Annotated in this window: 13 protein-coding genes; 2 read left to right on the forward strand and 11 right to left on the reverse strand. The window is 60.2% G+C overall.

The genetic code is table 11. The features are described from left to right. Positions 1-80: 80 nt before the first annotated feature. A complete protein-coding gene (locus tag AKJ29_RS01750) occupies positions 81-1,268 on the reverse strand; it encodes an MFS transporter (protein ID WP_055187444.1) in 1,188 nt (395 codons plus the stop codon). A 171-nt stretch (positions 1,269-1,439) separates the two neighbouring features. Then, positions 1,440-2,474 carry a uroporphyrinogen decarboxylase gene (hemE, locus tag AKJ29_RS01755; protein ID WP_055187445.1) on the reverse strand — a complete coding sequence of 345 codons (1,035 nt, stop codon included), beginning with the start codon at positions 2,472-2,474 and terminating at the stop codon, positions 1,440-1,442. A 129-nt stretch (positions 2,475-2,603) separates the two neighbouring features. Here hemE and hemC point away from each other — a divergent pair, with 129 nt between their 5' ends. Continuing rightward, positions 2,604-3,572, forward strand: coding sequence for a hydroxymethylbilane synthase (hemC, locus tag AKJ29_RS01760; RefSeq protein ID WP_055187446.1), 969 nt, complete (start codon positions 2,604-2,606; stop codon positions 3,570-3,572). 218 nt (positions 3,573-3,790) lie between these two features. Here hemC and AKJ29_RS01765 read toward each other — a convergent pair whose 3' ends face one another. The 7 genes from AKJ29_RS01765 to clpS form a co-directional block, all read right to left on the reverse strand. Then, entirely contained in the window at positions 3,791-4,966 is a 1,176-nt protein-coding gene (locus AKJ29_RS01765) for an acetyl-CoA C-acyltransferase family protein (RefSeq protein ID WP_055187447.1), read from the reverse strand. 96 nt (positions 4,967-5,062) lie between these two features. Continuing rightward, on the reverse strand, positions 5,063-5,533 hold the full coding sequence (locus tag AKJ29_RS01770; RefSeq protein WP_055187448.1) for a MarR family winged helix-turn-helix transcriptional regulator: 471 nt from the start codon (positions 5,531-5,533) through the stop codon (positions 5,063-5,065). 53 nt (positions 5,534-5,586) lie between these two features. Continuing rightward, positions 5,587-6,096: a hypothetical protein gene (locus AKJ29_RS01775; protein ID WP_055187449.1), complete on the reverse strand. Its 510-nt coding sequence runs from the start codon at positions 6,094-6,096 to the stop codon at positions 5,587-5,589. A gap of 12 nt (positions 6,097-6,108) precedes the next feature. Then, on the reverse strand, positions 6,109-6,990 hold the full coding sequence (gene hemF, locus AKJ29_RS01780) for an oxygen-dependent coproporphyrinogen oxidase (protein ID WP_055187507.1): 882 nt from the start codon (positions 6,988-6,990) through the stop codon (positions 6,109-6,111). Between the two features lie 120 nt (positions 6,991-7,110). Then, positions 7,111-7,938 carry an SDR family NAD(P)-dependent oxidoreductase gene (locus AKJ29_RS01785; protein WP_055187450.1) on the reverse strand — a complete coding sequence of 276 codons (828 nt, stop codon included), beginning with the start codon at positions 7,936-7,938 and terminating at the stop codon, positions 7,111-7,113. 38 nt (positions 7,939-7,976) lie between these two features. Further along, positions 7,977-8,978, reverse strand: coding sequence for a class I SAM-dependent methyltransferase (locus AKJ29_RS01790; RefSeq protein WP_055187451.1), 1,002 nt, complete (start codon positions 8,976-8,978; stop codon positions 7,977-7,979). A 30-nt stretch (positions 8,979-9,008) separates the two neighbouring features. Continuing rightward, a complete protein-coding gene (gene clpS / locus AKJ29_RS01795) occupies positions 9,009-9,341 on the reverse strand; it encodes an ATP-dependent Clp protease adapter ClpS (RefSeq protein WP_055187452.1) in 333 nt (110 codons plus the stop codon). A 616-nt stretch (positions 9,342-9,957) separates the two neighbouring features. Between clpS and AKJ29_RS01805 the strand changes: the two genes are divergently transcribed. Further along, positions 9,958-11,415, forward strand: a complete 1,458-nt coding sequence (locus AKJ29_RS01805; protein ID WP_082392475.1) for a D-alanyl-D-alanine carboxypeptidase family protein — start codon at positions 9,958-9,960, stop codon at positions 11,413-11,415. Between the two features lie 95 nt (positions 11,416-11,510). Here AKJ29_RS01805 and AKJ29_RS01810 read toward each other — a convergent pair whose 3' ends face one another. Both AKJ29_RS01810 and AKJ29_RS01815 read right to left on the reverse strand, forming a co-directional pair. Next, positions 11,511-13,127 carry an ABC transporter ATP-binding protein gene (locus tag AKJ29_RS01810; RefSeq protein ID WP_055187455.1) on the reverse strand — a complete coding sequence of 539 codons (1,617 nt, stop codon included), beginning with the start codon at positions 13,125-13,127 and terminating at the stop codon, positions 11,511-11,513. Continuing rightward, positions 13,124-14,230: an ABC transporter permease gene (locus AKJ29_RS01815; protein ID WP_055187456.1), complete on the reverse strand. Its 1,107-nt coding sequence runs from the start codon at positions 14,228-14,230 to the stop codon at positions 13,124-13,126. The genes AKJ29_RS01810 and AKJ29_RS01815 overlap by 4 nt, the downstream gene beginning before the upstream one ends. Position 14,231: the final 1 nt, after the last annotated feature.

Consider the following 14,231-nt stretch of genomic DNA (forward strand, 5'->3'; position numbering starts at 1 on the left):
CCCTTTTCGTTTCTCTCAGTGTGATGCAGGCTTAAAGCGTTTTGGGATAAACTTGAAACACCTGTTTCTTTCGAAACGCTTTAGTCCATGCGGTCCTGACTGAACAGATACAGCAGACAGCCAACCAACATCGGCACCGCGAAATACAATAGCACGGCCTGATAGGGGGCAGCGGCACTGCCCCCCCCGAATATCTGCGCCGATTTGAACACCGTGGCTGAGCTGAACTGGAAAAAGCCCACGCCACCGATCCCGACCATATTCATCAAGGTCACACCTCGTCCGACCAGATGCGGTGGATAAAAGCTGCGCCCATGGGCCATGATCAACGGGAAGCTCGAGGCAAACAACCCAATGCCCGCCATCAGAAGGGCCACTGTCCAAACCCCAGATGCGGGCAGTGCCCATAAGGCAAAGACGAAACTGACCGCAATCATGTTGCCGATGAAAATCACCCATTTGCGCGTGCCGAACAGGCGATCCAGCGGGCCGTAGGCGAAATTTCCCAGAACCATTGCAAAGGCGATCCCCATGGTGACCCACCCAATCCCCGTGGCATCCAGACCGTAAAGATCGCGCATGAACGGCCCGGCCCAGCTTCCCCGCAGACCCGCCGCCGCCGCGTAATTCACGAACATGATCGGAAAAATTGCCCAAAGCGCAGGCAGTTTCAGCAGGTCCAGAACGGACCCTTTCTGCCCATCCTGATGCGAGATTTTCGGGGGATCCTGCACCGTTACCATGATGATCAGGGCAACAAGGAACGTAACAGCGGCCAATGCCCAAAGGCAGCCCCGCCACCCAAAGCTCTCGACCGCCAGCGCAAGCGGCAGTGCCCCCGCGATATTTCCAAGGGCTCCGAAACCGATCACCATGCCCGCCATGGTGCCGAACACGCGAGGGGAATACATTCGTGCAAAGATAAAATATGACGCCATCAGCACCGGTGAACACCCCACACCAATCATCATCATGGCGTAAAGGATGTGATCAGGATGGGTGGCATTGGCAAATAAAAGCGCGCCCCCACCTCCGCCGATTGCCAGCAGGCCTGCCGCAAGCCGCCGGGGCCCGATATTGTCCAGTGCCCAGCCCACCGGCAACTGCATCAGGGCAAAGATCAGGAACCACGCGCCAGATGCCCGTGCCAAGTCTTCGGGTGTTGCCCCGAGATCAAGCTTCAGCGCAGGGGTCATCACCGCCAGAAAAGCCCGATAGAACTGGCTCAGAACATAGGCGATGATCAGCGAAAAAATCCCAACCCGCATAAGGCGCTCCTCCCAAACACAACCGGGCCACAAGACACGGGATAGGCGCATATGGCAAGCCCGTAGAACCACGCGTCAAAAAAGGCGCGACATAAGATCCGCGCCCTTTTTCTTGCTGAAAATACCTCGGGGTGAGCCTTGAAAAGGCGAGGGGCAGAGCCCCTTTCCCAATTATCCGTTGCGGATCGTGTCGATCATCAGTTGGACGTTCTCCGGGTCGGCATCAGGGGTGATGCCGTGACCCAGGTTGAAGATATGCGGACCGTTCTTGAAGGCCTCGACAATGGCGCGGGTCTCATCAATCAACGCCTGACCACCGGTGACCATGTGGCTCGACTTCAGGTTGCCCTGAACGCAGCTGTCGACTTGCACGTTTTCCACCGCCCATTCGGGGCTGACCGAATTGTCCAGTGCAACGCAGTCCACGCCGGTGGCCTTGGCAAACCCGATATAGCCCTCGCCCGCTTCACGCGGGAAGCCGATCACCGGAATGCCCGGATGGCGGCGTTTCAGTTCCTGAGTGATGACGCGGGCTGGTTCTACCGCGTATTTCTGGAAATCCTCGCCCTTGAGCGATCCTGCCCAGCTGTCGAACAATTTCACCACTTCGGCGCCAGCCTCGATCTGTTTCGACAGATACTCGATGGTGCCTTCGGTCAGGCGATCCATCACCGCTTCAAACAGGGCGCGGTTCTCGGCCTTCAACGCATGCGCCGGGCCCTGATCCTTAGTGCCTTGACCCGCAATCATATAGGTCGCCACGGTCCAGGGCATCCCGGCAAACCCGATCAGAGTGGTCTCGCTGGGCAGTTCGCGGCGCAGAATGCGCACGGTTTCATAAACCGGAGCGAGGTGATCATGGATGTCATCCTTGCCCACCAGCTTGTCAAAATCGCCCTGGCTGGTGATGGTCGACAGACGCGGCCCTTCGCCGGTCACAAACCACAGATCCGCGCCAAGGGCCTGGGGCAGCAGCAAAATATCGGCAAACAGGATCGCTGCATCAAACCCGTAACGGCGAATGGGCTGCAGGGTCACTTCGGCGGCCAGCTCGGAATTGTAACACAGCGACAGGAAATCCCCGGCTTCGGCGCGCGTGGCGCGATATTCCGGCAGGTAACGCCCGGCCTGACGCATCATCCAGATCGGAGGGGTCGGCAGCGTCTCGCCCGCAAGGGCCCGCAGGATGGTCTTTTGCTCGCTCATGTCTTACGCCTTTCCTGTCAGTTCAATCACGGCACTCGCCCGTTCGGCCCGCGATGTCAAGCATAGTCTCGGTCGCATGTGTTTGACCTATGTTATGGACATGTTGATTCTGCATGTTAAATGAGGCCCATGACACACAATAATCTCACCCCCGTTCCCACCGCCGAAGCCCCCTTCAAGATCGGCACCCGTGGCAGCCCACTTGCGCTGGCGCAGGCTTATGAAACCCGGTCCCGCCTGATGACTGCGTTCGACCTGCTGGAAGAGGCGTTCGAAATTGTGGTCATCCACACAACCGGCGACAACCGCTCGATGATCGATGCGGATAAACCGTTGAAAGAGATTGGCAACAAGGGGCTCTTCACCAAGGAAATCGAAGAGGCGATGCTGGACGGTCGCATCGACATTGCGGTGCATAGCTGCAAAGACATGCCGGTGGAGCAGCCCGAAGGGCTGGTGCTGGACTGTTACCTGCCGCGTGAAGATACGCGTGATGCCTTTGTGTCGTTCAAATATAAATCCATCGCGGACCTGCCGCAGGGGGCAGTGGTGGGCACCTCCTCGTTGCGCCGCAAGGCCCAGTTGCTGAACAAACGGCCGGACCTGAATGTGGTGGAGTTTCGTGGCAATGTGCAGACCCGCCTGAAAAAGCTTGAGACAGGTGTGGCCGAGGCAACGTTCCTGGCGATGGCAGGGCTCAACCGTCTGGGGATGGATGAGGTGCCGAAAACCGCTATCCCGACCGAAGATATGCTGAATGCCGTGGCGCAAGGGGCGATTGTGATCGAACGCCGCATTGCAGACGAGCGCGCCAAGACCATGCTGGCCGCGATCCATGACACCACCACCGGGCAACGGCTCGATTGCGAGCGTGCTTTCCTTGGTGCGCTGGACGGATCCTGTGAAACCCCGATTGGGGCGCTGGCCACGCTGGATGGTGACCAGATCACGCTGAAGGGCGAAATCTTGCGGGTGGATGGATCTGAGGCTGTTTCGGATCAGATTACCGGCGCGATTGCCGATGGTCCTGAACTGGGCCGCAAACTGGCCGCCGACCTGCTGTCGCGCGTGGATGACGATTTCTTTGACTGGAAGTGAGGCGATCTCAGGGACGATTGCGCCTTGACGCCTGTCGCTGGTAACCACTTTTTAAGAAAACTAGAAAACTAGAAAACTAGAAAACTAGAAAACTAGAAAACTAGAAAACTAGAAAACTAGAAAACTCGTATTCTGGTTTTGTAACGGAAAAGGGCGCCAGTTTGGGCGCCCTTTTTGTTTCAGTTAGCCTGCTGGATGCCCCGTGTGGGGCGAAACGCTTAGAGCCGCTCAATGGCGATGGCGATGCCCTGTCCACCGCCGATGCACATGGTAATCAGGGCTTTTGAACCGCCGATGCGCTCCAGCTCATAAAGCGCTTTCAGCGTGATGATCGCGCCGGTTGCGCCAACCGGATGACCAAGGGCAATGCCCCCCCCGTTCGGGTTCACTTTCGCCGGATCCAGGCCCAGCCCCTTGTTGACCGCAAGTGCCTGGGCGGCAAAGGCTTCGTTCGACTCGATGACGTCGAAATCCGCTACCGAAAGCCCGGTTTTCGCCAACAGGTTCTCGACCGCTGGGACCGGGCCGATGCCCATCAGCTCGGGGCGCACCCCGGCATGGGCATAGCCCAGGATACGGGCGCGGGGCGTAAGCCCTGCGGCCTCGGCGGCCTCGGCGCGGGCCAGTACCATGGCGGCGGCCCCGTCATTGATGCCAGACGCATTTCCGGCGGTGACGGACCCGTCTTTCCTGAAGGCCGGGCGCAATCCTGACAGCGCCTCCAGCGTGGTCACTTTGGGGTGTTCATCGCGTTTGAACGCAACCTGTTCGCGGCGCTGTTTGACCTCAATGGGCACGATCTGATCGTCGAAATATCCGGCGTCGATGGCTTTGGCGGCGCGGGATTGGCTTTCCAGTGCAAAGGCGTCCTGATCGGCGCGGCTCACGTCGTGTTCTGCAGCAACATTTTCAGCCGTGATGCCCATATGGCCGGTGCCAAAGGGGCAGTTGAGCGCGCCCAGCATCATGTCCTGCGCGTCTGCGTCCCCCATTTTCTGCCCCCAGCGGGTGGCGGGCAGGATATAGGGGGCGCGGCTCATGCTTTCAGCACCACCGGCAATGGCAAATTCAGCATCCCCCAGCATCAGCGCCTGCGTGGCCGACACCACCGCCTGCGCGCCGGAGCCGCAAAGGCGGTTCACGTTCATGGCCGGGGTTGTGTCGGGGATATCGGCCTCCATCGCGGCAATGCGCGACAGATACATGTCGCGGGGTTCGGTATTGATCACATGGCCAAAGACTACGGTGCCAATCTGCCCGGGTTCGACCCCGGCGCGGGCCATGGCTTCGCGGGTCACATGCGCGCCCAGGGCGCTGGGGGCGATGCCGGACAGACTGCCGCCAAAGGTGCCGATGGCGGTGCGGGCGCCGCCCAGAATTACGATATCGGTCATGGTGATCCCCTTACGTTTCGAACCGTTCACACCAGACTGTGCCACGGCGGGTAGGAGCTGTCTTTTGTGACGCCCCGTCAGAAAGGGAAAGTGGGATCAGGTCGCGGCGTCATCTTTGCCCGGACCCGTGTTCAGGCCCCGAAGTAGCGCGTTGATCTGGTGGTGAAAACCGTCCGGGTCTTGCAAAAGTGCTTCCAACTCCGCCTGATAAGCGCCTGCAATCGGGGTCAGGGCGGTCATCATTTCGCGGCCTTTTTCGGTCAGGCTCAGCTCTACCAACCGTCGGTCGTTCGGGTTCACGGTCTTGGTAACATAGCCCGCGCTTTCCAGCCGAGAGGCCGCCCGGCTGACTTTGGGCTTGTCCATATCCACGCGTTTGTGGATCTCGCGCACGCTGACGCTGTCGGCCTGGGAAAGATGCGCAACCACGCGCCATTCCGACACGGAAATGCCATAGGCCTTGCGGTAATGGCGTTCAAATCCGGCACTGATCCGGCTGGACAGGACGGCGATCTGATAGGGTAGAAAATTGTCGAGCTTGAAGGTGGTCACGTCCGGGCCTTTCATTTCCTTTAGAACAATCTGCCCGGTTGCGTGGTGCAAAGCAAGCTGCCTCGCCCTCAGATCAACGGATCATAGGCCCATTGCAACAGGGCCTGACGTTGGCGCGGGCGGCAAAAGACATCCCCCGGATCGCAATTGGCCCGGATTTGGCCCGCATGCCGGGAAAAGGCCCGCCAGCGTTTGATCTGGGCTGCGTCGGTGTCGGGCAGGCGGCGGCCCAAATAGTAGCGGCAATACCACTGAAACCATCCACGTGGATCAGGCCCGAAGATCCACCCCTTTTCACGCCAGACCGACAGGGGTTGGCGGCTTTTCACGCCAAAGAAGTTTACCGTCTCATCCGGGCGGTCCGACAATTTGGCCCCATCAAACCAGGTTTGCGGAAACTCGTCACGGCAATCATTGAGGTATTTGCCCTCAAACACCCCCATGGCGAGCATCTCGGCCGGGCTGTGATGCGGGGTGAAGCCGGGGGCAAATTCCGCGCCCATAGGGGCCTCCAGATGATAGGAATACCCCGATTGCATTTTGTCGTTTACGTGGATTTCATCCCCGATCTGCGCCATCCTTCCCCCCGGTCAGATCCATTTCGCCATAGGCGGCAGGCTCATGAGCACCGCATTGGCGTCATGCCCCGTCGCCAGGCCAAACTTGGTTCCGCGGTCATAGACCAGATTATATTCGGCATAGAGGCCGCGATGGACCAGCTGGGTATCCTTGTCCGCCTCGCTCCAGGGTGTGTTGCGGCGCTTTTCGGTGACGGGAACAAAGGCAGGCAGAAAGGCCCGGCCAATATCCTGGGTCAGGGCAAAATCCGCCTCCCAGTCGCCCGAGTTGCGATCATCCATAAATATGCCGCCCACGCCCCGTGCGCGCCCGCGATGTGGCACATAGAAATACTCGTCCGCCCAGGCCTTCAATTCCGGATAGAGCGTCTTGTCATGCGGGTCGAGATGCTGCTTTTGCACGTCATGGAAATGGGCTGTGTCCTCGTCATATTCGATGCAGGGATTGAGGTCGGATCCGCCGCCGAACCACCAGGCGTTCGGGGTCCAGAACATGCGGGTGTTCATGTGCACGGCCGGGCAATGGGGGTTTTGCATATGCGCGACCAGCGAAATGCCCGAGGCCCAGAAACGTGGATCTTCCTTGATGCCCGGCACGCCGCGGGCCGCCATCGCGCCCTGCGCGGCTTCGCCCAGCGTGCCGTGGACGGTGGAAATGTTCACGCCGACTTTCTCAAACACGCGCCCTCCGCGCAGGACGGACATCAGCCCCCCGCCGGCATCCGCGCCATCGTCGCTCTGACGCTTGGTTTTGGTCACTTCGAACCGTCCGGCGGGTGCGTCGGCAAAGGGGCCGGTGGTCTGGCTGTCCTCAAGGGCTTCAAATCGGGCAACGATCTGGTCGCGCAACTCGTGAAACCACGCGCTTGCCCGCGCCTTCTGATCCTGCATCATGTCCATTGTTTTGATCCTTTACCTGATTGCGCGGTTTTCTTGGACCCGAGCTATCAGGTTTTGACGGCACAGGCCAACCCGCGTGTTGCCGCAGAGAGGCGCGCGCCGAGTGGGGGGATGTCAGTGCGAGGGGTTGGAGACCACATCCAGCAAGCTCCGCCCGCCATCGACCTGCAGGATATGGCCGGTCATGAAACTCGACCCGTCCGAGCAGAGGAACTGGGCCGCCTCGGCAATTTCCGTGGCACTGGCAATCCGCCCCAAAGGCGTGCCTTCGATAATGTCGGCACGTGTGGATTTATCGGCCTTGATGGTTTCGCGCAGGCTTGCGCTCATCAGGGATCCAAAGCTGATCGCGTTGACACGGATCCGGCTGGGTGCCAGCGCCACCGCCAAGGAGCGGGTCATCTGATCCACCGCCGCAGAGGCCACCGAATAGGCCAGGAGGCCCGGCTGGGTGCGGCAGGCGGCAATCGAGGAAAGGTTCACGATGGCGCCCAGTGGCGCGTCCTGGTCATCCTCGCTCAGGTCCAGTCCCTGCTGGATCATCCGCTTTGCGACCAGTTGGCTTAACCGCAGACTGGTCATCAGGTTCTGGTCCAGAAGGGTGCGCATCGCGGTATTGTCCGCATCCAGCGGATCCGAGATCAACACCTGGCGCGAGGCGTTGATCAGGATGTCGACCTGCTCAAACGCGTCAATTGTTGCCGACAGGAGATTGGCGATGGTCAGCTTTTCACGCAGATCACCGGCAAATATCCGGGTGTTGGAGCTGCTGCCCTCGTCATCCTCGGGGTTGTCCCCCCATTCTTTCAAAAGGCCCTCTTCGTCCATGTCCGCACAGACCACATTCGCGCCGTGATCGGCAAAGTGGCGGGCGATGGCCAGGCCAATCCCGTTGGCGGCCCCGGTGACGATGGCAGTTTTGCCTGCGATGGAAAAAGACATGCGGTTCTCCTGATTCCCCAGCCCGACCCTAAGCGATCTTACCGGGTCGTGCGAAGTGACTTTGTGTCCGGCCGGGCGGCACGGATGACCTTGAAGCCCGAGGTCCCGCCGATTTCGGACACGTCGCGGAAATATTGCGCCAGCGTGTCTTCATAGGGCAGGTGGCGGTTGGCGACCATGATGAACTGGCCCGCCCCCTTGAGGATCTTTGCTGCGGTCTGGATGAATGCGCGGCCCAGATCCGGGTCGCCCTTGCGTCCGGTGTGAAAGGGTGGGTTGGAGACCACTACGTCATAGGGCGCTTTGGCCAGATAGGTCGTGGCGTCCCCCCACAGGAAATGAGCACGCGGATCGGTGATATTGCGACGCGCGCAGTCCAGCGCCGTGGCATTGGCTTCAATCAGGTCGAGGTGCTCTACTGCGTCTTGCGCCAGAATATGCCGTGACAGATATCCCCAGCCCGCGCCGAGATCCGCCACGCGCCCGCTGAGCGTTTGCGGCAGCGCATCGATCAGAGCAGCGGATCCCTTGTCGATCCCATCTGCGGAAAAGACGCCGGGACGGGTGATGAAATCCCCTGCAATCACCGTGTCCTTTGCCGCCCAGTCGGACAGGTAGGCACCGTGCAGCCAGGCAATCTTGCCATGGGCCTTGGATATCACCCCGTCAAGTGAGGCGCGCTTTTTGAGCAGTTTCAGCAGGCTGTCGATACCATCGGTTTTCTGCCCATCCAGAACGATCAGCCCGCCCTGCGTGGCCTTGCTGGCCTCCGCGGCCCAGGCCTGTGCCAGGGCTTTGGCGCGTGGAACACATATGATTGCGGCGGCGATGTCTTGCGCGGGCAGGGTGGGGGACACAGACCAGCCCTTTGCCTGCCAGGTCACATGGACCGGGAAATCCGGCGCGATGATCACGGTGCGTTCACGGGGAAGTCCGGACAGGTCCATGTCGGGCGTCGGGCCAAAGATCGCAATCTGTCCGTCTTCGGGCAGGGTAAGGCCAGCCTCGCCAGATGCGAGGGCAAAACGGGTGTGAAACATGTTCAGCCTCCGCTCAGAGGGTTGATGGGATTATTCTCGTTCCATGGTGCATTGCAGCGGGTGTTGATGCTCGCGCGCCAGCTGCATGACCTGGGTGACTTTGGTTTCGGCGATTTCAAAGGAAAAGACGCCCACAACGGCCAGACCCTTTTTATGAACGGTCAACATCAGTTCGAACGCCTGCGCATGGTTCATGCCGAAGAAACGTTCCAGGATCATCACCACGAATTCCATCGGGGTGAAGTCATCGTTCAGGATCATGACCTTGTACATCGGCGGTCGCTTGGTCTTGGGTTTGGTGGCCAGCGCCACACCCAGATCGCCATCATCGTCGCTTCCGCCGTTGCGCTGCGCGGTGGTCATGAGGATGGGGTCAAAACGCACGGGGGCTTCTCCGAAGATCTGTCATGTTTGCAGCTGGGCCCGGTTGGGCCAGTCTGGTGCTTTGCCGAGTATATAGGGACGGCGCGGAAGTTTCAAAAGGGCCGGTTCCCCCTGTCCGGGGCCGAATATCATGAGGCTCTTAACAGACTGCGCATAAAAGTCACAACAATTGGTTTCGTTGCAGCGGGCGCGGGTGGGGTGAGAGTATGGCGGGATTTCGGGCGGAGGTCTGATGTCGTGCTCTGGGGCGTTTGGGTTGCAGCCATATTGTCGGAATTCGAACAGGTTGGATGATGGGTCGATCCTGCGGGGGTAAAGGGCAGAAGTTGTGGTCTGCCCATGCAGGAATACTTAAGATTGTGGCGTGGTCAGAAGGTCACGGCGCGGAACCTCTCGCAAAACAAGGGAAAATTGACTTTCCATGATTGGAATTCTTGTGTTACGCTGAAGAAAATAAATGAACGGGCGTCAGACCCGATTTCAGACGCAGACCCGAACAGGGCATGTCTGATTTGAGGCAGAAAAGGTAAGCGACGTGCAGACACGTCTTGGGCAGTGGGCCAGTTTTTGGCTATTTCTCGCAGTATTTTGCGTTATGTCGGCGGTTTCGGTCCGGCAGGTGGTGGCTGCGCCGTATGCGGCCATGGTGATGGACGCGCGCTCGGGTAAAATTCTTCATGCCCGCAATGCCGATACGCGGCTGCACCCGGCGTCACTCACCAAGATGATGACACTTTATATTGCATTTGAAGCAATATCTCGTGGGGAAATTTCTCTGGATACGGTGGTTACGATCACCCAAAAGGCGGCCGCTGAGCCGCCCTCGAAGCTGGGGTTGCGGGCCGGGCAGAAGATCAAGCTGCGCTATCTGATTCGTGCCGCCGCCATCAAATCCGCCAATGATGCCGCCACCGCGATCGGGATTGCGATTTCGGGGTCAGAGGCAGCTTTTGCACGCAGGATGAACCGGACCGCCAAGGCGATGGGGATGACCCGGACGCATTTCAAGAATGCCAATGGCCTGACGGAAAGCGGCCACCTGTCCACGGCGCGGGACATGACGACCCTGGGGCGGCATGTTTTTTATGATTACCCGGATTATTACAACCTGTTCTCGCGCCGGACGGCGGATGCCGGAATGCGGCAGGTGAACAACACCAACACGCGGTTTCTAAACAGCTATCGCGGTGCGGACGGGATTAAGACCGGGTATACCCGCGCGGCCGGTTTCAATCTGGTTGCCTCTGCGCAGCGTGGGAGCGAGCGGATTATCACCACCGTGTTTGGCGGGCGGTCCACCGCGTCGCGCAATGCAAAGGTGGCGGAGCTGATGGATCTTGGGTTCCGTCGCGCCCCCAGTCGTTTGGCGGTGCGCAAACCGTCCAAGCCGACCTATCAGGGCAATGGCACGCCGCAAGGGGCGGGCAAGACCATTCGTCTGGTGGGGGCGGTGAAAACCAGTCCGCGCCCAATGCTGCGCCCCGCTTCGGGAACGCCTGAGACCACAGCGGAACCTGTTACCTCCGCGCAATTGGCGGCGCTGAGTGAGGGGATCGCCGAGGCGGTCGAAGACGTGAACCGGGAAGTTGTGGTTGCCGCCGCAACTCCGGTTGCGCCTGTTCCCGCCCCTGTTCCCGCACCGTCGCCGGTTGTGGCGCAGAAATCTGCGACGCGCCCGGTCACCAGCAGCCTTCTGGCTCCGGCGTCTGTCACGGCCCCGCGCCCGCGCCCTGCGGGGATCGTGCTTGCGGCTCGTGCCAAAACGCCCACCGATCCTGTGCCGCAGGAAGTGGTGACGCGGATGTCCACGTCCGGTGGACGTCATTGGGGCATCAATGTCGGTATTCTCGGGTCGCGCTATCAGGCGGAGCGCCTGTTGCTGAAAACCGCGTTGAAAGAGATCGACACGCTGGATGATGCGCTGCGCAAAGTGGTGAAGCGTCCGAAGGGGTGGTATGCGAATTTTGTCGGAATGACAGAGGAGCAGGCCGATCTTGCCTGTCGCCGCCTGAGCGCCCGGAACACGGAGTGCAAGGTGTTGGGGCCGAGCTGATCCCACCAACTTGCATTGCAGGTAAAGTTCGAAACAAGACAAAAGGCACGGATTTCCGGCGCCCTTTGCTGTTTTGTCAGACTTGTGATCAGGCTTTATTGCGACACCGCGTCCGAGGCTTTCATGTTAAAGGCTGCGGCCATCAGCGCGCGGGTGTAATCGGTGCCCGGCGCGTCGAAAATCTGATCTGCGGAACCGCTTTCGACAATGTCGCCCGCGCGCATCACCAGCACTTTGTGGCTAAGGGCGCGGACCACGCGCAGGTCATGGCTGATGAACAGATAGGCAAGGCCGTATTTTTTCTGCAACCCGCGCAGAAGCTCTACGATCTGCACTTGCACGGTCATGTCGAGGGCCGAGGTGGGTTCGTCGAGCACCACCAGTTTCGGGCGCAGGATCATCGCGCGGGCGATGGCGATGCGCTGGCGCTGCCCCCCTGAAAACTCGTGCGGGTAGCGGTCCATCGTGGTGGGATCAAGGCCGACCTCTTCCATGATTTCAGCCACCATTTCGCGTCTGTTGCGGCCCGGCTGCACCCCATGCACGGTCAGCCCTTCGGCGATGATCTCTTCGCAGGTCATGCGGGGTGACAAGGAGCCATAGGGGTCTTGGAACACGATCTGCATGTCGCGGCGCAGCGGTTGCAGCTGGCGTGATTTTCGCCCCTGAATGTCTTCGCCCAGAAAGACGACCGGCCCGTCCGATCGGATCAGCCGCATAACCGCCAGCGCCAGCGTGGTCTTGCCCGACCCACTTTCACCCACGATGCCCACGGTTTCACCGGCCCGGACCGTGAAGGAGGCAGCATTGACCGCTTTGACATGGCCCACGGTGCGGCGCATGAGCCCGCGCTGAATGGGGAACCAGATGCGCAGGTCCTTGGTTTCAGCGATGACCGGTGCCTCGGCATCCACCGGTTCCGGGCGGCCCGCTGCTTCGGCGTTGATCAGCGCTTTGGTATAGTCGTTTTGCGGATTGGCAAAGATCTCGGCGGTTGGGCCCGTCTCGACGATCTCACCCCCTTTCATCACGCAGACCCGGTCGGCGATCCGGCGCACGATGCCAAGGTCATGGGTGATGAAAAGCAGGCTCATGCCTTCGCTCTCTTTCAGCTCCATCAACAGGTCGAGGATCTGTGCCTGAATGGTGACGTCCAGTGCGGTGGTGGGTTCATCCGCGACCAGCAGGTCCGGCCCATTTGCAAGCGCCATGGCGATCATCACCCGTTGACGCTGACCGCCGGACAACTGATGCGGATAGTCGGACAGGCGCCGTTCGGCATCGCGGATCCCCACCTTGTTCAGCAGGTCGAGGATGCGCACACGCGCGTCCTCTCCGCGCAGCCCCTGATGCAGTTCCAGGCTTTCCGCCAGCTGTTTTTCGATTGTGTGCAGCGGATTGAGCGAGGTCATCGGCTCTTGAAAAATGAAACTGATATCGTTGCCGCGCACATCCCTGAGATCGGCCAGCGAGGCGCCGATCATCTCACGCCCTTCATAGGTGACGGAGCCTGCGATCTGCGCGCTGTCAGGCAACAGTCCCACGGTGGACAGGGCGGTCACCGATTTGCCCGATCCGCTTTCGCCGACCAGCGCCACGGTTTCCCCCTGCCCGACCTCGAAACTCACCCCGCGCACTGCGGGGTGAAGCTGCCCGTCCTGACGGAAGGAAATCTGCAGGTTGTCAACTTTCAGAACGCGGGCATCCGTCATTGGAACGTCTTTCGCGGGTCAAAGGCGTCGCGCACCCCTTCGAAGATGAAGACAAGCAGCGACAGCAGGATCGAGAAGGTCAGGAAGGCGGTGAAGGCAAGCCAGGGCGCCTGCAGGTTGGCCTTGGCCTGACGGGTCAGCTCCCCCAGCGATGGCGCAGAGGAGGGCAGCCCGAAACCGAGGAAATCCAGCGTTGCCAAGGTTGAGATCGTGCCGGTGATAATGAACGGCAGGAGCGTGAGCGTGGCCACCATCGCGTTGGGCAGAACATGGCGATACATGATGACCCGGTTCGAGACGCCAAGGGCGCGCGCGGCGCGGACATATTCGAAATTGCGCGCGCGCAGGAACTCGGCCCGCACAACGCCGACCAGCGCTGGCCAGCCGAACAGGACAGTCACAAAGACCAAAAGCCAGAAGCTGCGTCCGAGAATGGCAAACAGGATGATGATGACGTAAAGCGATGGGGTAGAGCCCCAGATCTCCAGAAGGCGTTGGAAAATCAGGTCGGTCTTGCCGCCGAAATAGCCCTGGATCGCCCCCGCAGCGATGCCGATGACCGAGGTCAGCAGGGTCACGACAATGGTGAAAACCACCGACAGCCGAAAGCCATAGATCACCCGCGCCAGCACATCGCGCGACGTGTCATCGGTGCCCAGCCAGTTTTGCGCACTGGGGGCTGAGGGCACGGCCCCGCCCGTGTCGACAATGGTGGTGTAGCTATAGGGGATCGGGGGCCATAACAGCCACCCGGCTTCGACAGGCGCACCTTCGAACTGACCGGTTGCGGCCTCGGCGATCACCTCGTCGGGGGCGTCCCAGCATGCTTCCAGCCCGCCGGTTTTGATCAGGCACTGCACCTCGATATCCCCATAGGGGGCTTCGGTCCTGAAATCGCCGCCAAAGGTGGTTTCGGGATAGAATTTCATGATCGGCACATAAAACTCGCCGCGATAGCTCACCAAAATCGGTTTGTCATTGGCCAGAAGTTCCGCGATCAGCGACAGGCCAAACAGCAGGCAGAAGATAATCAGCGACCAGAAAGCGCGCCCGTTGCGGCGGAAATTGCGCCAGCGGCGCTGGTTGAGGGGGGAGAGCGTCATG

Source organism: Aliiroseovarius crassostreae (assembly GCF_001307765.1).
GTDB classification, from domain to species: domain Bacteria; phylum Pseudomonadota; class Alphaproteobacteria; order Rhodobacterales; family Rhodobacteraceae; genus Aliiroseovarius; species Aliiroseovarius crassostreae.

Excerpts from the sequence above, each read along its gene's own strand:
- AKJ29_RS01750 (WP_055187444.1), bottom strand. The coding sequence starts at position 1,268 with ATGCGGGTTGGGATTTTTTCGCTGATCATCGCCTATGTTCTGAGCCAG.
- hemE (WP_055187445.1), bottom strand. The coding sequence starts at position 2,474 with ATGAGCGAGCAAAAGACCATCCTGCGGGCCCTTGCGGGCGAGACGCTG.
- hemC (WP_055187446.1), top strand. The coding sequence starts at position 2,604 with ATGACACACAATAATCTCACCCCCGTTCCCACCGCCGAAGCCCCCTTC.
- AKJ29_RS01765 (WP_055187447.1), bottom strand. The coding sequence starts at position 4,966 with ATGACCGATATCGTAATTCTGGGCGGCGCCCGCACCGCCATCGGCACC.
- AKJ29_RS01770 (WP_055187448.1), bottom strand. The coding sequence starts at position 5,533 with ATGAAAGGCCCGGACGTGACCACCTTCAAGCTCGACAATTTTCTACCC.
- AKJ29_RS01775 (WP_055187449.1), bottom strand. The coding sequence starts at position 6,096 with ATGGCGCAGATCGGGGATGAAATCCACGTAAACGACAAAATGCAATCG.
- hemF (WP_055187507.1), bottom strand. The coding sequence starts at position 6,990 with ATGATGCAGGATCAGAAGGCGCGGGCAAGCGCGTGGTTTCACGAGTTG.
- AKJ29_RS01785 (WP_055187450.1), bottom strand. The coding sequence starts at position 7,938 with ATGTCTTTTTCCATCGCAGGCAAAACTGCCATCGTCACCGGGGCCGCC.
- AKJ29_RS01790 (WP_055187451.1), bottom strand. The coding sequence starts at position 8,978 with ATGTTTCACACCCGTTTTGCCCTCGCATCTGGCGAGGCTGGCCTTACC.
- clpS (WP_055187452.1), bottom strand. The coding sequence starts at position 9,341 with ATGACCACCGCGCAGCGCAACGGCGGAAGCGACGATGATGGCGATCTG.
- AKJ29_RS01805 (WP_082392475.1), top strand. The coding sequence starts at position 9,958 with ATGTCGGCGGTTTCGGTCCGGCAGGTGGTGGCTGCGCCGTATGCGGCC.
- AKJ29_RS01810 (WP_055187455.1), bottom strand. The coding sequence starts at position 13,127 with ATGACGGATGCCCGCGTTCTGAAAGTTGACAACCTGCAGATTTCCTTC.
- AKJ29_RS01815 (WP_055187456.1), bottom strand. The coding sequence starts at position 14,230 with ATGACGCTCTCCCCCCTCAACCAGCGCCGCTGGCGCAATTTCCGCCGC.